Here is a 17,606-nt window from a genome sequence, read left to right as displayed (position 1 = left end):
CGCTATGACCATCCGAGCGGAAGGGTAATCATGACTTACGATCTTTCCCCCACGTCCTCCACCTACGGGCAGGAGTCGCACAACGGCGGTGGCGTCCGTGACCAGGCCCGCCAGGTCGGCTCGGAGGCGGCGAACGCGGGCGGCGCCGTCGCGGAGACCGCCAAGGAGCAGGGCAAGGAGGTGGTGGGCGAGGCGAAGCGCCAGGCCCGCAACCTCTACGGCGAGGCCCGCAACCAGGTCGCCGCCCAGACCAGCCAGCAGCAGCAGCGCGCCGCCGGCAGCCTCCGCTCGCTGGCCGAGGAGATGCGCTCGATGGCGCAGAACAGCGGCCAGTCCGGCCCGGTGACCGAGCTGGCCCACCAGGCCGCCGACCGGGTGCACGGCGTGGCCGGCTGGCTGGAGCAGCGCGAGCCGGGCGACATTCTGCACGAGGTGAAGAGCTACGCCCGCCGCAACCCGGGCACCTTCCTCGTCGGCGCCGCCGTCCTCGGCGTCCTCGCCGGCCGGCTGACCAAGAACATCGCCGCCACCGGCGACGACGACCCGGCCCGCCGGGCGTACGGCCCGGGCTACGACCCGGACCGGACCGCGGTCATCCCGACCTCGCGCGCGGTGCCGGAGGCCGTGCCGCCGGGCGGCTACCTCGACCCGACCCCGGGCAGCTACGCCGACCCACAGACCGGCTACGCCGAGCCGGGCGGCTACACCGACCCGACCCGCGGCGGCTACGCCGAGCCGCAGACCGGCACCGGCCGGCCGCTGCCGCCGGTGAGCCAGACCGACCCGCTGCCGGGCGTGCCGTCGAGCGGCGTCACCCGTCCGTGAGCGGCCGATCCGTCAGAAGGGAGGCGACGGCATGAGCATGCCGACGCAGGGGTCCGGACTGGACTCCGGTTACCACGCGGAGACGGGCGCCCCGCACACCGCGGACGAGGTCCGGGGCAGCTCCCTCGGTGAGCTGATGCGTTCCGTCACCACCGACCTCTCCACGCTGATCCGGCAGGAGGTCGAGCTGGCCAAGGCGGAGATCCGCCAGGAGGGCAGGAAGGCGGGCAAGGCCGCCGGGCTCTTCGGCGGCGCCGGCTTCGGCGGTTACATGGTGGCGCTCTTCCTCTCGATCGCGCTCTGGGCCGGGCTGTCCAACGTGATGGACGCCGGCTGGGCCGGGCTGATCGTGGCCGTCATCTGGGCGGTCATCGCCGCGGTCCTCTACTCCATGGCCAAGAAGAACGCCGAGCGGATTCGCGGCCTCAAGCAGACCAACGACAGCGTGCAGCGCATCCCCGACGCGCTCAAGCCGCACCCGGAGGGAGTCACCAGATGAGCACTGACCCCGACCAGATCCGCCGAGAGATCGAGGCCACCCGTAACAGCCTCAGCTCCGACGTGGACGCGCTGGCGTACAAGGTCAGCCCGAGCCGCATCGTCGACGACCGCAAGCAGCGGGCGCGCAACGCGCTCCAGAATGGGAGGGACAAGGTCATGGGAACCGCCTCGGACTACGGCCACAGCACCGGTCACGCCGCCGACTCGGTGGCCCACCACGCCTCCTCGGCGGCCTCCACCGTCAGCGACAAGACGCACGCCGCCGCCTCCACCGTCGGGGACGCCGCCCAGCGGGCCCCGCACGTGCTGCGGGAGAAGTCCGAGGGCAACCCGCTGGCCGCCGGCCTGATCGCGTTCGGCGCCGGCATGCTGGTCTCCTCGCTGATCCCGGCCAGCCGCCGCGAGCAGCAGGTGGCGGCGCAGGTCAAGGAGAAGGCCGGCGAGCACGCCGGCGCGGTGAAGGAGAAGCTGGGCGAGGTGGCCGGCGAGTTCAAGGAGGAGCTGCGCGAGCCGGCGCAGCAGGCCACCGAGTCGGTGCGCGCCACGACCCAGGACGCCGTGCACGCGGTCAAGGACGACACGAAGTCGGCCGCGCACTACGTCAAGGACACCGCACAGCAGTCCCGCGACCAGGTCCGGTACTGACCGGGGTCCTCGTCCACCGCAGCTCGCGGTCACTCCCGGCCCGCTCGGGAAAGGGGCCGCGAGCTGTCGCGTGCGCGGCGGACCGGTCGCGGTCGGTGCGGAGCCGGTGTCGGGACCGGTTCAGCTCGGCGCCGAGCCGGTGGCACCGGCGGTGCGGTCCGCGACCGCCCCCCGCGGCCGGCCGGCGGCCTCCACCCACAGCACCAGGTCACCGGGACCGTTCGCGGCCAGCCGGCGGCGCAGCGTCCGGACGGAATGCGCGGCCTCGCGCACCCGGACGTCCGCGCAGGGCACGCCGCCGCGCCAGCGCCGGCCCAGCGCGAGCCAGGAGCAGACGCCGCGTTCCAGCACCCAGAGCGGGGCGGCGAGCGCGGTGTGCGCCGGGAAGACCCGGGCGCCCCCGGCCCGCCGCCGGCCCCCTCGGCGACCGCCACCGTCGCGACGGCGGCCCGCAGCAGCAGGCCGGGCCGGCGGGCGGCCAGCGCGGCCACCACGCCCGGCAGCACCGCCAGCGCGGCCAGCAGCCGCAGCGGCTGGGCCTGGTCCCGGTACGCCTGCCGGATCCGCTGCCCGCGGAAGTGCGCGGCGGTCGGCGGGAGCCGGCGTACGTGCAGCCAGGCGGGCGTCGCCGTGGCACCCCCGTACGCCCGCACGGTCCGGGCCAGCTCCAGGTCCTCGAAGAGCACGTCCGGGTCGTACCCGCCCATCGCGCGGAAGGTGCCCCGGCGCACCGCCACGGTGCCCGGCCAGTCGCCGCCGAACGCCCGGTTGAGCAGGGTCCGGCCGGTGTCCCACCAGGCGTGCCAGGGCAGCCGGTCGAAGTGGCCCTGCGGCCGGACCAGGTCCACCCGGTCCAGCAGCTCGTGCACCGCGCGGAGCCCGGACTCGTCGTACCGGACGTCGTCGTCGGCGATCACCACGTGTTCGTGCCGCGCCAGGCCGACCCCGGTCAGCACCCCGAGCGCCCTGCCCTTCGCGCCGCCCAGTGCGGCGTCGGGCCGGACGTGCCGGACGAGGCCCCGCCACGCGGCGGCGTGCCGGGCGAAGAGCTCCGGCGGGGAGCCGTCGACCACGGTGACGTCCACCCACCGGGCGAGGTGGCGCAGGTGGTCGGTCAGCCCGGTCAGGCTGCTGTCGTCGGACCGGCGCAGCGGCAGGACGTACTCGACGGGGAGCCGACCGGGTCGCCGGCCGCCGCTCGGCCCGGCGGCCGTGCCACCGACGACCGGGGCCGGCGCGAGCGCCGCGTGGTGATCGCGGGCCGGCGCGCTCATGCCGCCGCCCGGCCCGACGGGGCGAACCCCCGGCTGCCGGTGGGCCGGCCTGGGCCGCGGTGATCGAAGGACACGCTGCCTCCCGGAGGAACGCGGGGACGGGGTCGGCGGGTGCCCTAATTTCCGCCAATCAAACCGATTTGTCGTTTCGACGCCCTCCCGGCGGGTAGCGCTGCGGGATGCGGGCGGTCCATCCCCGGACGCCCGGGCGGAGGAGACGTGATGACCAGCAGAGGAACGAGGTGGGCGCTGGCGGGCGCGGCCACGGTGACCGCCGTCGGTGTCGGCCGGATGGTGGCCCGGCGGCGGCGTCCGCTCCAGGCCGAGCGGGCGGACGGCTGGTACGTCGTCCAGCGGGGGATCACCGTGGACCGCCCGATGGACGCCCTGATCGACTTCTGGACCGACCGGGAACGGCTGGACCTGGCGCTCGCCGAGTGGGCGACCCTGGAGCAGCTCGACGACAACCGGTGGCGCTGCGTGGCGAGCGACCCGGCCGGCGGCGGCACCGAGTGGCGCGCCGAGCTCACCGTCGAGGGTCCGGGCCGGCTGAGCTGGCGGGTCACCGAGGGGCCGGTGGTCCAGCAGGGGCAGGCCGAGCTGGTCCCCGCCCCGCACGACCGGGGCACCGAGATCCGGACCCAGCTGCGCTGGCGGTCCAACCCGGTCCGCCGGGCCCTGGGGCGGACCACCGGCCACGACCCGGAGGTGGGGCTGCGGGACACGCTGTTCCGGATCAAGTCGCTGGTCGAGGCCGCCTGACGCGGTCGATTCGATCGCGGGCGGCGGGGGTACAGCAGTCGTCATGGCCGCGCAGAACGAGCAGAACGCGCCCCGAGCCGGCACCGCCGGCAGAGCCTTCGCCGGCAGCGGCGCCGCCCTGGTGGTGGCCGGCACGGTCGCCCTGCTGACCCGGCAGCCGTGGCTCTTCCCCAGCCTCGGCCCGGCGGTCATGCTGCACGTCGAGCAGCCCGGCAAGCCCGAGTCGGCACCGCGCAACACCGTCATCGGGCACCTGGTGGCGCTGCTCGCCGGGTACGCCCTGCTGGTGCTGACCGGGCTCGCCGACCACCGGTCGGCGCTCCAGGAGGGCGTCTCGGTGCCCCGGATCGTCGCGGCCGCGGGTTCCCTCGCGGTCACCGCCGCGGTGCTGGTGCTGCTCGACGCCGCACACCCACCGGCCGGCGCGACCACACTGATCGTGAGCCTGGGGCTGCTGCGCACCCCCAGCCAGCTGGTGACCGCGTTCGCCGCCGTGCTCCTGGTGACCCTGGTCGACTGGCTGTTCATCCGGGCCACCGGCCGGCCGATGCCGTTCTGGGCGCCTTCGAAGAAGGAGGGATGAGCGATGGTGGACCGGATCGCGGACCCGTGGGGGCCGCGCACCCCGTACGGGCCGGGTGAGCGCTGGCCGGCGCGGGTGGACACTTTCCTCTCGGCCGGGCACACCGAGGCCGACGTGCAGCGCTGGGTGCCGAGCGCGTCGATCCTGCACTCCAACGGCGACGCGATGGACATCGCGGTGGTCGACGACCGGATCGTCGGGGTGCGGGGCCGGGCCGGCGACCGGATCAACCACGGCCGGGTCGACCCGAAGGACCTGTACGGCTGGCAGGCCAACCACAGCCCGGACCGGCTGCGCCGGCCGTTGGTGCGCGAGGGCGACCGCCTGGTGGAGACCGACTGGGACACCGCGATGGGCCGGATCGTGGCGCGCTCGAAGGAGCTGCTGGACGGCCCGGGCGGTTGGGGCCACTTCGGCTTCTACACCAGCGGTCAGCTCTTCCTGGAGGAGTACTACACGCTCGGGTTGATCGGGAAGGCCGGGCTCGGCACCCCGCACATGGACGGCAACACCCGGCTCTGCACCGCCACCGCCGCCGCCGCGCTGAAGGCGTCCTTCGGCACCGACGGGCAGCCCGGGTCGTACACCGACGTGGACCACTGCGACGCGATCGCGCTGTGGGGGCACAACGTCGCGGAGACCCAGACGGTGCTCTGGATGCGGATGCTGGACCGGCGGCGCGGGCCGAACCCGCCGGCGATGCTCGCGGTCGACCCGCGCGCCACGCCGGTGGCCCGGGAGGCCGACGTGCACCTGGCGCTGCGCAACGGCACCAACCTGGCGCTGCTCAACGGCCTGCTCCGCGAGCTGATCCACCGCGGCTGGTACGACGAGGAGTACGTCCGCGCGCACACCGTCGGCTTCGACGAGCTGTGCCGGGTGGTCGAGGACTACCCGGTGGCGAAGGTGGCGGAGATCTGCGACCTGCCGGCCCGCGACATCGAGCGGGCCGCCGAGCTGCTGGGCCGGTCGCAGCGGCTGGTCTCCACCGTGCTCCAGGGCTTCTATCAGTCCAACCAGGCCACCGCGGCCTCCTGTCAGGTGAACAACCTGCACCTCATTCGCGGCATGATCGGCCGGCCCGGGGCCGGGATCTACCAGATGAACGGCCAGCCCACCGCGCAGAACAACCGGGAGTGCGGCGCCGACGGCGATCTGCCCGGCCTGCGCAACTGGGAGAACGAGGAGCACGTCGCGGAGCTGGCCCGCCTCTGGAACGTCGAGGTGGACACCATCCCGCACTGGGCGCCGCCGACCCACGCCATGCAGATCTTCCGGTACGCCGAGCAGGGCTCGATCAAGCTGCTCTGGATCTCCGCCACCAATCCGGTGGTCTCCCTGCCGGACCTGGCCCGGATCCGCCGGATCCTGGCGAAGCCGGACCTGTTCGTGGTGGTGCAGGACCTCTTCCTGACCGAGACCGCGGAACTGGCCGACGTGGTGCTGCCCGCGGCGACCTGGGGCGAGAAGACCGGCACCTTCACCAGCGTGGACCGCACGGTGCACATCTCCGAAAAGGCCGTCGAGCCGCCCGGCGAGGCCCGTCCCGACCTGGACATCTTCCTCGACTACGCGCGCCGGATGGACTTCCGGGACAAGGATGGCCAGCCGCTGGTCAAGTGGTCGGACCCGGAGGCCGCGTTCGAGGCGTGGAAGGAGTGCTCGCGCGGCCGGCCCTGCGACTACACCGCGATCACGTACGAGCGGCTGCGCGCCGGCGGCATCCAGTGGCCGTGCACCGAGGAGCACCCCGACGGCACCGAGCGGCTCTACACCGACGGGGTCTTCAACACCGACCCCGACTACTGCGAGTCGTACGGCCACGACCTGGCCACCGGGGCGGAGCTGCTGCCCGACGAGTACCGGGCCAAGGAACCGCGCGGGCGGGCGTTCCTGCATGCGACGCCGTACCAGCCGTCGCCGGAGGTGCCGAGCGACGACTATCCGCTGCTGCTCACCACCGGGCGCACCGTCTACCAGTTCCACACCCGCACCAAGACCGGGCGCGCCCCCCAGTTGGTGCACGCCGCGCCCGAGGTCTGGGTCGAACTCAACCCCGCCGACGCCGGGACGCTCGGCGTCGGGGAGGGAGACCTGGTCCGGGTGGAGTCACCGCGCGGCGCCGTCCGCGCCCGGGCCCGGATCTGCGGGGTACGCCCCGGCGTGGTCTTCCTCCCCTTCCACTACGGCTACTGGGACGCCGCCGACCCGGCCGGGCCCGGCGGTCCGGACGGCGGCGCTGCCGATCGTGGCGCGGGCCGTCGGCACGACCGGGCCGCGAACGAGCTGACCATCACCGCCTGGGACCCGGTCTCCAAGCAGCCGATCTTCAAGGTCGCCGCCGTCCGGGTGGTGAAGGAGGCGGACTCCGGGGGCCGCCCCTCGCCCGCACCCACCGTCGGCGGCTCCGCTCCGCCCGAGGGATCGGGCATCCCGGCCACCGTCGGTGGGCCGGCCGCCGAGGCACCGTCGAGAGGGGAGTGAGATGCACCTGGCGCACTATCTCGGGCTGCTGCACAAGGCCCAGAACCGCCTCGGGGACGCGTTCACCGAAATCGGCGAGGCGCACCGCGACGAGCCGGACATCTTCCACACCTGCCAGCGGCTGGCCGGCCAGTGTCGGGGCCACGCGGAGAAGCTGGCCCCGTTCGCCCACCGGTACGCCGAGGACGCCCCGGCGGAACCGGACCGGCTGCACTCGCAGCTCTTCTCCGGCACCCGCTCCGGCGGGCTCGGGCTGCTCCGCGACCTGCAGGACCTCTACCTGATGGCGGCGGAGTGCGACATCAGCTGGGCGGTGGTCGGCCAGGCCGCGTACGGGGCCCGCGATGAGGACCTGCTGGCGGTGGTGAAGTCCTGCGAGCAGGAAACCGCGATCCAGCTCAAGTGGCTGCGTACCCGGATGAAGCAGGCCGCGCCCCAGGCGCTGGTGGCGGCGGAGTGAGCCCGCCCTACGCGGTGCGGCGCACGCCGTCGATCAGGAAGCCGCTCGGCGGCAGGGCGGGCATCCGCCGCAGGCTGATCGCCAGGTCCTGCGGCGGCACCCGGTAGCTCATGGCGGTGGTCAGGTTGGTCACCGCCCGCTTCATCAGCTCGATCGTGATCCACTCCCCGGCGCAGCGGTGGCCGGTGAGCTGGTCTCCGCCGCCCTGCGGGACCAGGCCGAAGGGGTCGCCGCGCCAGCCGACGAACCGGTCGGGCCGGAACTGCTCCGGCCCCGGCCAGAGCTCCGGGTGGCGGTTGGTGCCGTAGAGGTCGAGCAGCACCCGCCGCCCCAGCGGGAAGTGGTGTCCCGACCACTCGAAGGGGCGCCGGACCCGGGCCGCCGCCACCGGAAAGAACGGGTAGTAGCGGCGTACCTCCTGCACGAAGGTCTCGGTGGCCGGCTCGTCGCCGCGGACCCGCTCCCGCCACTGCGGGTGGTCGTGCAGCGCCAGCGCGGCGAAAACCACGAAGCGGTCCACGGCGACGGTCGGGCGGAGGACGTTCAGCAGCTCGACCGCGGCGATCCGGCGGGGCAGCGGGTGGCCCCGGTCGTCCCGGTGCTCGACGATCACCCGCAGCGCGCTGCCCTCCGGGGCGGGGAGGGCACCCGCCCGAACGCGGTCGACGACTTCGCCGGTCCAGCGTTCGGCGCGCCGTCGGCCGAGCAGGCCACGCCAGTGCCGGGGGCCGACCGCGGCCGGGGCCTCGATCATCGCGTGCAGCTCGCTGGTCCACCGGGCCACGTCCGGGTCGGCCAGCGGCACCCCGGCCCAGGCGCAGACCGCCCGGGTGAGCATCCGGGCCGCCTCGTCGTAGAGCACCACCGGGCCGGACCGTTCCCAGATCGGGATCCGGGCCCGCCACTCGTCGTCGAAGAGCTGGCCGAGCTGACGGATCGCGGCGGGCGTCATGATCGACATCAGCATCGCCTTCCGCGCCCGGTGCACGGCGTCATCCAGCCCCTGCACCCCGCCGACCCCGGTGAGCGTCCGCTGCGCGCGGATCGGCATGGCCCCCCGCCGGCGGAAGCGCTCGTCGTCGTAGAAGAGCTCGACGGCGGGGCGGCCGCGCAGGCAGATGGTCGGTTCCAGCAGCAGCCGGGTCTGGAAGATGTCGCTGCCGTACCGGTCGCAGCGCTCGCCGATGAACCGGTAGCCCTCGCGGAGGAACGCCAGGGTGCTGTCCGGGCTGCGGTCGACGGGGATGCTGCTCATCTGCTGCTCCTGACCTGGTTCGGCAGCGGGCTCGGCACTGGGCCCGCTTGCGTCTACCCGTGCACAGCCGGCTGAACCGCCCATCATCGCCGAAATCAACAGCACCGGGGAGGGGCCAGCCGAAGCTCGTCGCGCTGGCCCCTCCCCGGCCGACGGAAATCTGTTTGGCTGCCGCAGGCGAGGCCGGCCGCCGGGGCCGGATCGACGACGGGGAGGACGAATGCGGGACAACAGGCCGCCGTACTGGCGGCAGCGGCGGGTGGTCGAGGCGCTCGGCGCCGGCCGCGACCGGCCCGGAGCGGGCGGCCCCGACCTGCCGCTGCTCGCGCCGCCGCGCCGTGGGCCGGCGCCGTCCCGGCACTTCACCGTGCACCTCGGCTTTTACGCCGACGACGCCGACCGGGCCCGGGAACTGGCGGTGGCGTACGCCGAGGCGCTGAGCCTGCTCCGCCCCGAGCTGGCGCTCGGTGCCGCCGCGCTCTCGCCCGCCGACGCCTGGCAGCGGGCCGAGCGGCTGTTCTGCGGGGCGGTCGGGCCGGACGGCGAGCGGTGCGCCGACGTCGCCGGCCATCCGGGCTTCCACCACGCCCCCGGTCCGGGTGGTCTCGGCTGGGGCGACGGTGATCTGTGAGCGCCGCCGGGAGGTGACGCACCGTCCCGGCGGCGGAGCGCCGCGGTCAGTCCAGGTCGAACTCGCCGTCCTGGGCGCCCGCGACGAACGCGTCCCACTCGGCCTGGGTGAAGACCAGCACCGGCCCGTCCGGCTCGGCCGAGTTGCGCATGCCGATCAGATCGTCGACGAAGGCCACCTCGACCGCGCTGTCGGAGGTGTCGCCCTCGGCCCGCTGCCAGACCGCCCGGGTGAGGTCGAAGTCGCCCTTGGGGTGCTGACCCATCGTTGTTCCTCCATCGCCATGCCTCACGGGAAGCCCGTCCGGATCCCCATCGGGCAGGATAAGCGGATGCCAAGCCTGACCCGTGTAGAGGCGACCGCGCGTGGCGCGTTGATTACCGTCGAGTCCTACCAGGTGGACCTCGACCTGACCGGTACCGGCGAGCGGTTCCGCTCCGCCGTCACCATCCGGTTCCGGGCCACCCCCGGCGCCGAGACCTTCGCCGAGGTCAAACCCGCCGGCCTGATCGAGGCGCGGCTGAACGACCGGGAGCTCGACCCCGCCGCGCTGGCCGACAACCGGCTGCCACTGACCGGCCTGGCCGCGGAGAACACGCTGACCGTCCGCGCCGAGATGGCGTACTCGAACACCGGCGAGGGGATCCACCGCTTCGTCGACCCGGCCGACGGCGAGACGTACCTGTATGCGATGTCGTTCCTCGACGACGTGCAGCGCATCTTCGCCGCGTTCGACCAGCCGGACCTGAAGGCGCCGGTCACGCTCTCGCTCACCGCCCCGCCGGAGTGGACGGTCGCAGCCAACGGCCAGGTCGCCGCCCGGCCCGCGCCGGGGCGCTGGGAGTTCGCCCCGACCGCGCCGCTGGCGACGTACTTCTTCACGCTGATCGCCGGGCCGTGGCACGTCCGGCACGACGAGCACGACGGCATCCCGCTCGGCGTGTACTGCCGGCGCTCCCTCGCCGCCCACCTGGACGCCGACGCCGACGAGATCTTCACCGTCACCAGGCAGTGCCTCGACCGGTTCCATCAGCTCTTCGCCGAGCGCTACCCGTTCGGCAAGTACGACCAGGCGTTCGTGCCCGAGTTCAACGCCGGCGCGATGGAGAACCCGGGCCTGGTGACCCTGCGGGACGACTACGTCTTCCGCTCCGCGGTCACCGACACCCAGCGCGAGCTGCGCGCCACCACCATCGCCCACGAGATGGCGCACATGTGGTTCGGCGACCTGGTGACCATGCGCTGGTGGGACGACCTCTGGCTGAACGAGTCCTTCGCGGAGTACCTGGGCACCCGGGTGACCGCCGAGGCCACCCGCTTCGACCAGGCGTGGACGACCTTCGCCATGCGCCGCAAGGCCTGGGGGTACGCGGCCGACCAGCGGCCCTCCACCCACCCCGTCGCGCCGGAGGAGGTCGCGGACGCCGCGCAGGGGCTGCTCAACTTCGACGGCATCTCGTACGCCAAGGGCGCCAGCGTGCTGCGGCAGCTCGTCGCCTGGCTCGGCGACGGCGTCTTCCTGGCCGGGCTGAACGCGCACTTCGCCGCGCACCGGTTCGGCAACGCCACCCTGGCCGACCTGCTCGCCAGCCTCAGCGCCGCCAGCGGGCGGGACCTCACCGACTGGGCCGAGCGCTGGTTGCGCCGCCCCCAGGTGAACACGCTGCGGATGGAGACGGCGGTGGACGTCGACGGCCGGTGGACCGAGGCGGCGGTGGTGCAGACCGCGCCGGAGGCGTACCCGGTGCTGCGCCCGCACCGCATCGGCGTCGGCCGGTACGCCGCCGACGGCACCGCCAGCCGGTTCGAGGTGGACCTGGACCCGGACGCCGACAAGGGTCGTACCGAGCTGGACCGACTGGTCGGCGAGGCCGCCACCGGCCTGCTGCTGCCCAACGCCGGTGACCTGACCTTCGCCAAGATCCGCCTCGACCCGGCCTCCGCCGACGCGGTGCCGATGGTGCTGCCGGCGCTGGCCGACCCGCTGGCCCGGGCGCTGCTCTGGGGTGAGGCGCTCGACGCGGCCACCGACGGGGAGCGGCCCGTCGCCGCCCTCGTGGCGTTGATCGCGGCGGCGCTGCCCGCCGAGACCGAGGTGATCATCGCGGAGGACGTGCTCACCCTCAGCCGCGGCCTGATCGACCGCTACCTGGACCCGCTGGCCCGCGACGCGGCCCTGCTGCGGGTCGCCGGGGCCTGCGCGACGCTGCTCGCCGGGGCGCCGCCCGGCGGGTCGCTCCAGCTCGCCGCGGCCCGGGGCCTGATCTCGTCGACCACCGACACCGCGCTGCTCGGCGGCTGGCTGGCCGGCGACGGCGTGCCGGCGGGGCTCGCCGTGGACGCCGACCTGCGCTGGGCGCTGCTGCTGCGCCTGGTCGTGCTCGGCGCGGCCGGCGAACCGGAGATCGCCGCCGAGGCGGCCGCCGACCGCAGCGCAACCGGGGCGGAACGGGCCGCCAGCTGCCGCGCCGCGCTGCCCGACCCGGCGGCCAAGCGGGCCGCGTGGGAGATCGTCACGGTCAACGCCGAGCTCTCCAACCGCCTGGTGGAGGCGACCGCGGAGGGCTTCTGGCAGCCGGAGCAGGCCGAGCTGACCGCGTCGTACGTCGAGCGGTACTTCGCCGACATGCCGGCCGCGGCGCGGCTGCGTACCCCCTGGACGGCCGACCGGGTGGCGGCCCTGGCCTTCCCCCGCTACGCCGTGGCGCAGCCCACCCGGGAGTTGGCCGCGGCGCTGCTGGCCCGCGACGACCTCACGCCGGGGTTGCGCCGGCGGGTCACCGACGCCGACGACGACCTGCGCCGCGCGCTGGTCGCCCGGACGGCGGCGGCCGCCGCGGCGGCCTGACCGGGCCGCGCGCGGCGGTGGGTCCGGCGTGGGTGGCGCACCCGACCGGGGTGCGCCACCCACCGCGCCGAGTCAGCGTGCCGCCGGGACCGGCGACACCGGGGCGTCCCAGTCGATGACGTAACGCTGCTCGGGGCCGAGCGTCTTCTCCGGGTTCATCGCGGTCTTCATCAGCAGCGGCATCAGCAGCGGCATCAGCGCCCGGGCCACCGGGCCGGGGGCCTTGGCCTGGTTGATCCGCGCCGCCCGCGCGGCGATCTTCTCGACCCGATCCCGGCGCAGGCGTTCGTAGGCGGCGAACGCGGACGGGGCGTCGGGCAGGTCGCGCAGGCAGCGGGCCAGCTGCACCGCGCTCTCGATCGCCAGCGAGGCGCCCTGACCCGAACTGTTGGAGGGCGCGTGCGCCGCGTCGCCCACCAGCACCATGCGGCCCCGGTGCCAGTGCCGGACCGGCGGCATGATGTGCATCGAGCCCACCGCCCGCAGGTCGTCGTCGCTGCTGGTCAGCATCAGCTGGCGGCCCGGGTCGTCGTCCGCGTACGCGTCGCGCAGCGTCCGCAGCCACTCGGCCGGCGGCACCGCACGGGCCTCGGCGAGGCTCATCGGCCGGACCTGCGGCAGATTGGCGCCCCAGCGGGTGCCACCGCCCGGCTCGGGCCAGTAGAGGTAGTAGGCCCGCCGGCCGAAGGCGAAGGTCATGGTGCCCGGCTCCACGTCGACCTCGTGCCGGGCCACCGCCTCGAAGCCGAGGAGGCCGGTGAACCGCGGCCCGGCGGCGTCCGGGTCGATCAGGGCGCGGACCGTCGACCGGATGCCGTCGGCTCCGATGAGGACGTCGGCGGTGGCCGTGTCGCCGTCGGCGAACCTGGCGGTGATGCCGGTCGCCGTCTCCCGGACGTCGACCAGACGCTTGCCGTACTCGATGATCACGCCCTCGGCCCGGGCGCGGTCGTGCAGCGCCTGGTGCAGTTCGTGGCGGTGCACCACCTGCAGCGGCGGCACGTCGTCCAGCCCCGGCATGTCGAGGTGCCGCCGGCCGACGGCCATCTCCATCCGGCGGATCGGGGTGGCGATGTCGGTCACCGCCGTGTCCGCGTCGACGAGGCGCAGGGCCGCGACGCCGTTGGGCGCGAGCGCGAGCGTGCCGCCGACGCCGTCGGCGGTGCCCGGGTACGCCTCTTGCACGGTGGCGGCGATGCCCGCGCGGCGCAGCGCCAACGCCGTCACGGGACCGGCGATGCCGCCGCCGATCACGATCGCTGTCTTCACTCTGGTCATGGTTCCCCTCCCAGGGGTCGTCGGTCGTCGTGCGTGGCGAACCGACCTGGAAGGGACCCGGCTATCCTCGTGGTTGCCGCTTCGGGCCGGGCACCTTCCAGGTGTGGTTCGAGGTAAGGGCCCCGGCGCGGTGTTGGCGCACCGTGCCGGGGCCGTCCGTCACTGCGTGGAGCGGCTCCTCTCCGCGGCGTCGCTCAGGTCGGCCGGGAGCTCGCCGGTCTCGTGGAAGGCCCGCCACTCGTCGATGCCCGGATAGGTGCCCGCGGTGAGTTCGGCCAGCAGGGCCCGGACCCAGGCCGCCTCCGCTTCCCGGATGGTCAGGTCGTACTCCGACTCCACCAGGAACAGCCGCGGTATCTGCCGCTGGTGCTCCGCCAGCGCGTCACGTCCGGCTCTGATCCCCTCTTCCAGCAGCTCCAGCCGCTGCCGCAACAGAGCCGTCGCCTCGTCGGGGTGCAGCGTTGCGAGCACCGACAGGCCGGCGCGGAACCGGGGGTGCTCCGGCGTCGGGATCGAGACCAGCTCGCGGGCCCAGTCGACCAGCTCCGCCCGCCCTGAGTCGGTGATCCGGTAGACGGTGCGCTCGGGGCGCCGGCCCTCCCGGATGCTCTCCACGGGCGCGATCAGCCCGTGCCGGTCCATGTTCCTGATGACCGTGTAGAAGGACCCCCACTTGATGTCCATGTCCTGGTCCTTGCCCCAGGACCGGAGCGTGGTGGCGATCTCGTACGGGTGCATGGGTCGCCGGACGAGTACCGACAGGACGGCCAGTGCCAACAGGTTGCCGACCTTGCGCTGCTTGGGCATGTTGGCCTCCCCCCATGCTCGCTGGCGGTTACTTGTCGACGAATATACGGCCGGGAGGTCGGGTTAGGGAAGCCCATTCCGTGGCCGTCCTGCTGCGCGGACGGCGGACGGGCCGGAACTGCCGGTGGGAGCGGTCGGCCTACGATCGCGGGGTGGAGGAAGACATCCGGCGGATCGGGATCATGGGCGGCACGTTCGACCCGATCCACCACGGGCACCTGGTCGCGGCCAGCGAGGTGGCGGACCGGTTCGAGCTGGACGAGGTGGTCTTCGTCCCCACCGGTCAGCCGTGGCAGAAGGTCGACGAGCCGGTCAGCCCGCCCGAGGACCGGTACCTGATGACGGTCATCGCCACCGCCTCCAACCCGCGGTTCCAGGTCAGCCGGGTGGACATCGACCGGGGCGGCCCGACCTACACCGTCGACACGCTGCGCGACCTGCAGGCCGAGTACGGCCCGAAGGTGCAGCTCTTCTTCATCACCGGCGCGGACGCGCTGGAGAAGATCCTCTCCTGGAAGGATCTCGACGAGATCTTCGAGCTGGCCCACTTCATCGGGGTGACCCGGCCGGGCTTCGAGCTGTCGGACAAGCACCTGCCCGCCGACACGGTGAGCCTGGTGCAGGTGCCGGCGATGGCGATCTCCTCCACCGACTGCCGCGCCCGGGTCGCCCGGGGCGAGCCGGTCTGGTACCTGGTGCCCGACGGTGTGGTGCAGTACATCGCCAAGCGGCGCCTCTACCAGCAGTGATGCCGCCCAGAATGTGAGCGTACGTCCGCGTAATCGACCAGAACTGACAAGTCGTCGCCCGGCCGGGTGTGAGAGGCTTGGAGGGTCGCACGGTTGATCGAAGGAGAACGGTGACAGTTTCCGAACGCGCTCACGAGCTGGCGATGGCCGCCGCCCAGGCCGCGGCCGACAAGAAGGCGCAGGACATCGTCATCATCGACGTGGGCGACCAGCTCGCCATCACCGACGCGTTCGTCCTCGCCGCGGCCCCCAACGAGCGTCAGGTGCTGGCCATCGTCGACGCCATCGAGGAGCGCCTGCTCGAGCTGCCGGAGAAGGCCAAGCCGGTCCGGCGCGAGGGCGAGCGGGGCGGCCGCTGGGTGCTGCTCGACTACGTCGACATCGTGGTGCACGTCCAGCACACCGAGGAGCGCGAGTTCTACGCCCTCGACCGGCTCTGGAAGGACTGCCCGCAGATCCCGTTCGTGGACCGGGACCTCGTCGACGCCGACACCACCACCGGCGCCGCCGCCGCGGAATGACCCGCCTGATCATCTGGCGGCACGGCAACACCGACTGGAACGCCGCCAGCCGGGTCCAGGGGCAGACCGACATACCCCTCAACGACCTCGGCCGGGAGCAGGCCCGCGCCGCCGCCCCGGTGCTCGCCGGGCTGCGCCCGGACGCCATCGTCGCCAGCGACCTGCGCCGCGCCGCGGACACCGCCGCCGCGCTCGCCGCGCTGACCGGGCTGCCGGTCCGCGCCGACGCCCGGCTTCGGGAGCGGCACTTCGGCGACTGGCAGGGCCTCGCCCTCACCGAGGTCGCCGAGCGGTTCCCCGAGGAGTACGCCCGCTGGCGCGCCGGCGACCCAGACCCGGGCTCCGGGATCGAGAGCCTCCACGACCTGGGCAAGCGGATCGGCGCCGCCTTCCAGGACGCGGCCGACCTCGCCGTCGGCGGCACCGTGGTGGTGACCACTCACGGCGGCGGCGCCCGGCAGGGCGTCGGGCACCTGCTCGGCTGGGACCACGCGGTGCTGCGCAGCGTCGGCTCCCTGTCCAACTGCCACTGGACCGAGCTGCGCCACGACGATGTCCGGGGCTGGCACCTGCGCGCCCACAATGTCGGCCTGATCACGCAGCCGGCGCTGACCGAGGCGGTCTGACCGAACGGCCCCGGCACGCCGCGACGACATCGGCTAGCGTGCCGGGCATGCCCGTCGCGGTCGTCACCGACTCCACCGCCTACCTCCCGCCCGAGCTGGTGCGCGCGCACCGGCTCACCGTCGTCCCGCTGACCGTCGTGCTCAACGGGGCCGAGGGGCTGGAGGGGGTGGAGACCTCCCCGGCCGACGCCACCCAGGCGCTGGGCGGGCGGCGGGTCTCGGTGAGCACCTCCCGGCCGTCGCCGGAGCAGTTCGCCCAGGTCTACCGTTCGCTGCTCGCCGGAGGCGCCGACGGGGTCGTCTCGGTGCACCTCTCCGCCGAACTCTCCGGCACGGTGGAGGCGGCCCGGCTGGCCGCCGCCGAGGTCGGCGACCGGGTCGCGGTGGTCGACAGCCGTTCCACCGGAATGGGTCTCGGCTTCCCGGTGCTCGCCGCCGCCGCGGCCGCCGCGCGCGGCGCCGACCTCGCCGCCGTACGGCAGGCCGCGCTGGACGCGGTCGACCGGACCACCATCTTCTTCTACGTCGACACGCTGGAGTTCCTGCGGCGGGGTGGCCGGATCAATGCCGCCGAGGCGCTGTTCGGCACCGCCCTGTCGGTGAAGCCGATCATGCACATGCCGGACGGCGCGATCGTGGTGAAGGACAAGGTGCGCACCGCCAGCCGGGGCGTGGCCCGCCTGATCGACCTGGCGGTCGAGGCGGCCGGCGACGCCGAGGTGGACCTCGGCGTGCACCACCTCGCCGCACCGCAGCGCGCCGAACAACTGGTCGCGGCGCTGACCGACCGGCTCGGCGACCGCCTCCACGACACGTACGTCTCCGAGGCCGGCGCGGTGGTCGCCGCGCACGCCGGACCGGGCCTGGCCTGCGTGGTGATCCACCGCCGATCCGGGCCGGACGCGTCGCCCGAGGGCTGACCGGATCCCACGTGGTGACCGGCGGGGCGGGCTGTCGGCCGGGCGCGCCTGTCGGAATCCCGGTGCGGTCCGCGTCCGCCTGTTACCACGTCGCCGCATGATCAGGGCGTTGTCCACAGGGGACGTGTTCGTCCACAGGGGGCACGCGCGGGCCTGAGCGCAGCGGCCTGCCCGCCCTAGCCTCGCGTCGTGCCAGATGACCAGGAGAGCCGGGTACGGCAGCGGCTGTCCCGCCTGTTCGACCCGTCGCCGACGGTCACGGCCGACCCGTATCCGGGCTCGCCGGCGCCCACCGACCACCACGGCACCGGTCCCGACCCGGCGGCCCACCCCCACCCTCGGCCGGTCGGTCCGGCGGCCGCGATCGATCCCGATTGGCCGACGTTCGACCTGCTTCCCCCGAGCCGGTTCGAACGGCCCGTGCCGGACCCGTTCCC

The 17,606-nt window shown here is 74.1% G+C and carries 18 protein-coding genes and 1 pseudogene; 14 read left to right on the top strand and 5 right to left on the bottom strand.

The features are described 5' to 3' along the window. The first annotated feature begins 30 nt into the window (after positions 1–30). From DKT69_RS14390 to DKT69_RS14380, 3 genes are read left to right on the top strand one after another with little or no spacing between them, the layout of a single operon-like run. Positions 31–825 carry a F0F1 ATP synthase subunit B family protein gene (locus DKT69_RS14390; RefSeq protein ID WP_109802070.1) on the top strand — a complete coding sequence of 265 codons (795 nt, stop codon included), beginning with the start codon at positions 31–33 and terminating at the stop codon, positions 823–825. A gap of 31 nt (positions 826–856) precedes the next feature. Next, entirely contained in the window at positions 857–1,324 is a 468-nt protein-coding gene (locus DKT69_RS14385; protein WP_109802069.1) for a phage holin family protein, read from the top strand. Continuing rightward, entirely contained in the window at positions 1,321–1,971 is a 651-nt protein-coding gene (locus DKT69_RS14380) for a DUF3618 domain-containing protein (protein ID WP_109802068.1), read from the top strand. Before DKT69_RS14385 ends, DKT69_RS14380 begins: the two co-directional genes overlap by 4 nt. Positions 1,972–2,000: 29 nt before the next feature. On the opposite strand, the gene DKT69_RS14375 is transcribed toward DKT69_RS14380, so the two are convergent. After that, positions 2,001–3,245 (bottom strand): glycosyltransferase family 2 protein, encoded by a 1,245-nt coding sequence (locus DKT69_RS14375; RefSeq protein WP_236647917.1) that lies wholly within the window; start codon positions 3,243–3,245, stop codon positions 2,001–2,003. 222 nt (positions 3,246–3,467) lie between these two features. On the opposite strand from DKT69_RS14375, the gene DKT69_RS14370 reads away from it, so the two are divergent. The 4 genes from DKT69_RS14370 to DKT69_RS14355 are packed head-to-tail and all read left to right on the top strand — an operon-like array spanning position 3,468 to position 7,534. Beyond that, positions 3,468–4,007 carry an SRPBCC family protein gene (locus tag DKT69_RS14370; RefSeq protein ID WP_146231081.1) on the top strand — a complete coding sequence of 180 codons (540 nt, stop codon included), beginning with the start codon at positions 3,468–3,470 and terminating at the stop codon, positions 4,005–4,007. Positions 4,008–4,050: 43 nt separating this feature from the next. Beyond that, on the top strand, positions 4,051–4,590 hold the full coding sequence (locus DKT69_RS14365) for an HPP family protein (protein WP_109802066.1): 540 nt from the start codon (positions 4,051–4,053) through the stop codon (positions 4,588–4,590). Between the two features lie 3 nt (positions 4,591–4,593). Then, positions 4,594–7,074 carry a molybdopterin oxidoreductase family protein gene (locus DKT69_RS14360; RefSeq protein ID WP_109802065.1) on the top strand — a complete coding sequence of 827 codons (2,481 nt, stop codon included), beginning with the start codon at positions 4,594–4,596 and terminating at the stop codon, positions 7,072–7,074. 1 nt (position 7,075) lies between these two features. Next, a complete protein-coding gene (locus DKT69_RS14355) occupies positions 7,076–7,534 on the top strand; it encodes a hypothetical protein (RefSeq protein WP_109802064.1) in 459 nt (152 codons plus the stop codon). A 7-nt stretch (positions 7,535–7,541) separates the two neighbouring features. Here the strand turns inward: DKT69_RS14355 and DKT69_RS14350 are convergent, their stop codons facing one another. Continuing rightward, complete coding sequence (locus DKT69_RS14350) at positions 7,542–8,789, bottom strand: cytochrome P450 (protein WP_109802063.1); 1,248 nt, start codon at positions 8,787–8,789, stop codon at positions 7,542–7,544. A 220-nt stretch (positions 8,790–9,009) separates the two neighbouring features. On the opposite strand from DKT69_RS14350, the gene DKT69_RS14345 reads away from it, so the two are divergent. Then, complete coding sequence (locus tag DKT69_RS14345; RefSeq protein ID WP_109802062.1) at positions 9,010–9,420, top strand: hypothetical protein; 411 nt, start codon at positions 9,010–9,012, stop codon at positions 9,418–9,420. A 46-nt stretch (positions 9,421–9,466) separates the two neighbouring features. On the opposite strand, the gene DKT69_RS14340 is transcribed toward DKT69_RS14345, so the two are convergent. Further along, positions 9,467–9,685 (bottom strand): DUF397 domain-containing protein, encoded by a 219-nt coding sequence (locus DKT69_RS14340; protein WP_089013001.1) that lies wholly within the window; start codon positions 9,683–9,685, stop codon positions 9,467–9,469. Between the two features lie 66 nt (positions 9,686–9,751). On the opposite strand from DKT69_RS14340, the gene pepN reads away from it, so the two are divergent. After that, the gene (gene pepN, locus DKT69_RS14335) at positions 9,752–12,268 is read left to right on the top strand and encodes an aminopeptidase N (protein WP_109802061.1); all 2,517 of its coding nucleotides are present in this window, start codon (positions 9,752–9,754) and stop codon (positions 12,266–12,268) included. 72 nt (positions 12,269–12,340) lie between these two features. Here the strand turns inward: pepN and DKT69_RS14330 are convergent, their stop codons facing one another. Together DKT69_RS14330 and DKT69_RS14325 are read right to left on the bottom strand one after the other, a co-directional pair. Continuing rightward, entirely contained in the window at positions 12,341–13,546 is a 1,206-nt protein-coding gene (locus DKT69_RS14330; protein WP_109802060.1) for an FAD-dependent monooxygenase, read from the bottom strand. A 159-nt stretch (positions 13,547–13,705) separates the two neighbouring features. Beyond that, positions 13,706–14,353, bottom strand: a complete 648-nt coding sequence (locus tag DKT69_RS14325) for a PadR family transcriptional regulator (RefSeq protein ID WP_109802059.1) — start codon at positions 14,351–14,353, stop codon at positions 13,706–13,708. Between the two features lie 152 nt (positions 14,354–14,505). Between DKT69_RS14325 and nadD the strand changes: the two genes are divergently transcribed. The 5 genes and pseudogenes from nadD to DKT69_RS14300 form a co-directional block, all read left to right on the top strand. Beyond that, positions 14,506–15,102: a nicotinate-nucleotide adenylyltransferase gene (gene nadD / locus DKT69_RS14320; RefSeq protein ID WP_109802080.1), complete on the top strand. Its 597-nt coding sequence runs from the start codon at positions 14,506–14,508 to the stop codon at positions 15,100–15,102. 110 nt (positions 15,103–15,212) lie between these two features. Further along, positions 15,213–15,623, top strand: a complete 411-nt coding sequence (gene rsfS / locus DKT69_RS14315) for a ribosome silencing factor (protein ID WP_109802058.1) — start codon at positions 15,213–15,215, stop codon at positions 15,621–15,623. Then, positions 15,620–16,249, top strand: a complete 630-nt coding sequence (locus DKT69_RS14310; RefSeq protein ID WP_109802057.1) for a histidine phosphatase family protein — start codon at positions 15,620–15,622, stop codon at positions 16,247–16,249. Before rsfS ends, DKT69_RS14310 begins: the two co-directional genes overlap by 4 nt. 47 nt (positions 16,250–16,296) lie before the next feature. Next, positions 16,297–17,169 (top strand): DegV family protein, encoded by an 873-nt coding sequence (locus tag DKT69_RS14305; protein ID WP_109802056.1) that lies wholly within the window; start codon positions 16,297–16,299, stop codon positions 17,167–17,169. Between the two features lie 189 nt (positions 17,170–17,358). Beyond that, positions 17,359–17,606 (top strand): annotated as a pseudogene (locus tag DKT69_RS14300) (hypothetical protein); the annotation flags it as partial.

The organism is Micromonospora sicca (assembly GCF_003172935.1).
Lineage (GTDB): Bacteria > Actinomycetota > Actinomycetes > Mycobacteriales > Micromonosporaceae > Micromonospora > Micromonospora sicca.
This window is presented reverse-complemented; position numbering and strand designations above follow the sequence as displayed.

What these genes read in the sequence shown, in the direction of transcription:
- DKT69_RS14365 (WP_109802066.1), top strand. Translation starts at nt 4,051, where the DNA reads ATGGCCGCGCAGAACGAGCAGAACGCGCCCCGAGCCGGCACCGCCGGC.
- DKT69_RS14390 (WP_109802070.1), top strand. Translation starts at nt 31, where the DNA reads ATGACTTACGATCTTTCCCCCACGTCCTCCACCTACGGGCAGGAGTCG.
- DKT69_RS14305 (WP_109802056.1), top strand. Translation starts at nt 16,297, where the DNA reads ATGCCCGTCGCGGTCGTCACCGACTCCACCGCCTACCTCCCGCCCGAG.
- DKT69_RS14350 (WP_109802063.1), bottom strand. Translation starts at nt 8,789, where the DNA reads ATGAGCAGCATCCCCGTCGACCGCAGCCCGGACAGCACCCTGGCGTTC.
- pepN (WP_109802061.1), top strand. Translation starts at nt 9,752, where the DNA reads ATGCCAAGCCTGACCCGTGTAGAGGCGACCGCGCGTGGCGCGTTGATT.
- DKT69_RS14325 (WP_109802059.1), bottom strand. Translation starts at nt 14,353, where the DNA reads ATGCCCAAGCAGCGCAAGGTCGGCAACCTGTTGGCACTGGCCGTCCTG.
- DKT69_RS14355 (WP_109802064.1), top strand. Translation starts at nt 7,076, where the DNA reads ATGCACCTGGCGCACTATCTCGGGCTGCTGCACAAGGCCCAGAACCGC.
- DKT69_RS14385 (WP_109802069.1), top strand. Translation starts at nt 857, where the DNA reads ATGAGCATGCCGACGCAGGGGTCCGGACTGGACTCCGGTTACCACGCG.
- DKT69_RS14330 (WP_109802060.1), bottom strand. Translation starts at nt 13,546, where the DNA reads ATGACCAGAGTGAAGACAGCGATCGTGATCGGCGGCGGCATCGCCGGT.
- DKT69_RS14310 (WP_109802057.1), top strand. Translation starts at nt 15,620, where the DNA reads ATGACCCGCCTGATCATCTGGCGGCACGGCAACACCGACTGGAACGCC.
- DKT69_RS14360 (WP_109802065.1), top strand. Translation starts at nt 4,594, where the DNA reads ATGGTGGACCGGATCGCGGACCCGTGGGGGCCGCGCACCCCGTACGGG.
- DKT69_RS14380 (WP_109802068.1), top strand. Translation starts at nt 1,321, where the DNA reads ATGAGCACTGACCCCGACCAGATCCGCCGAGAGATCGAGGCCACCCGT.
- DKT69_RS14370 (WP_146231081.1), top strand. Translation starts at nt 3,468, where the DNA reads ATGACCAGCAGAGGAACGAGGTGGGCGCTGGCGGGCGCGGCCACGGTG.
- DKT69_RS14345 (WP_109802062.1), top strand. Translation starts at nt 9,010, where the DNA reads ATGCGGGACAACAGGCCGCCGTACTGGCGGCAGCGGCGGGTGGTCGAG.
- DKT69_RS14375 (WP_236647917.1), bottom strand. Translation starts at nt 3,245, where the DNA reads ATGAGCGCGCCGGCCCGCGATCACCACGCGGCGCTCGCGCCGGCCCCG.
- DKT69_RS14340 (WP_089013001.1), bottom strand. Translation starts at nt 9,685, where the DNA reads ATGGGTCAGCACCCCAAGGGCGACTTCGACCTCACCCGGGCGGTCTGG.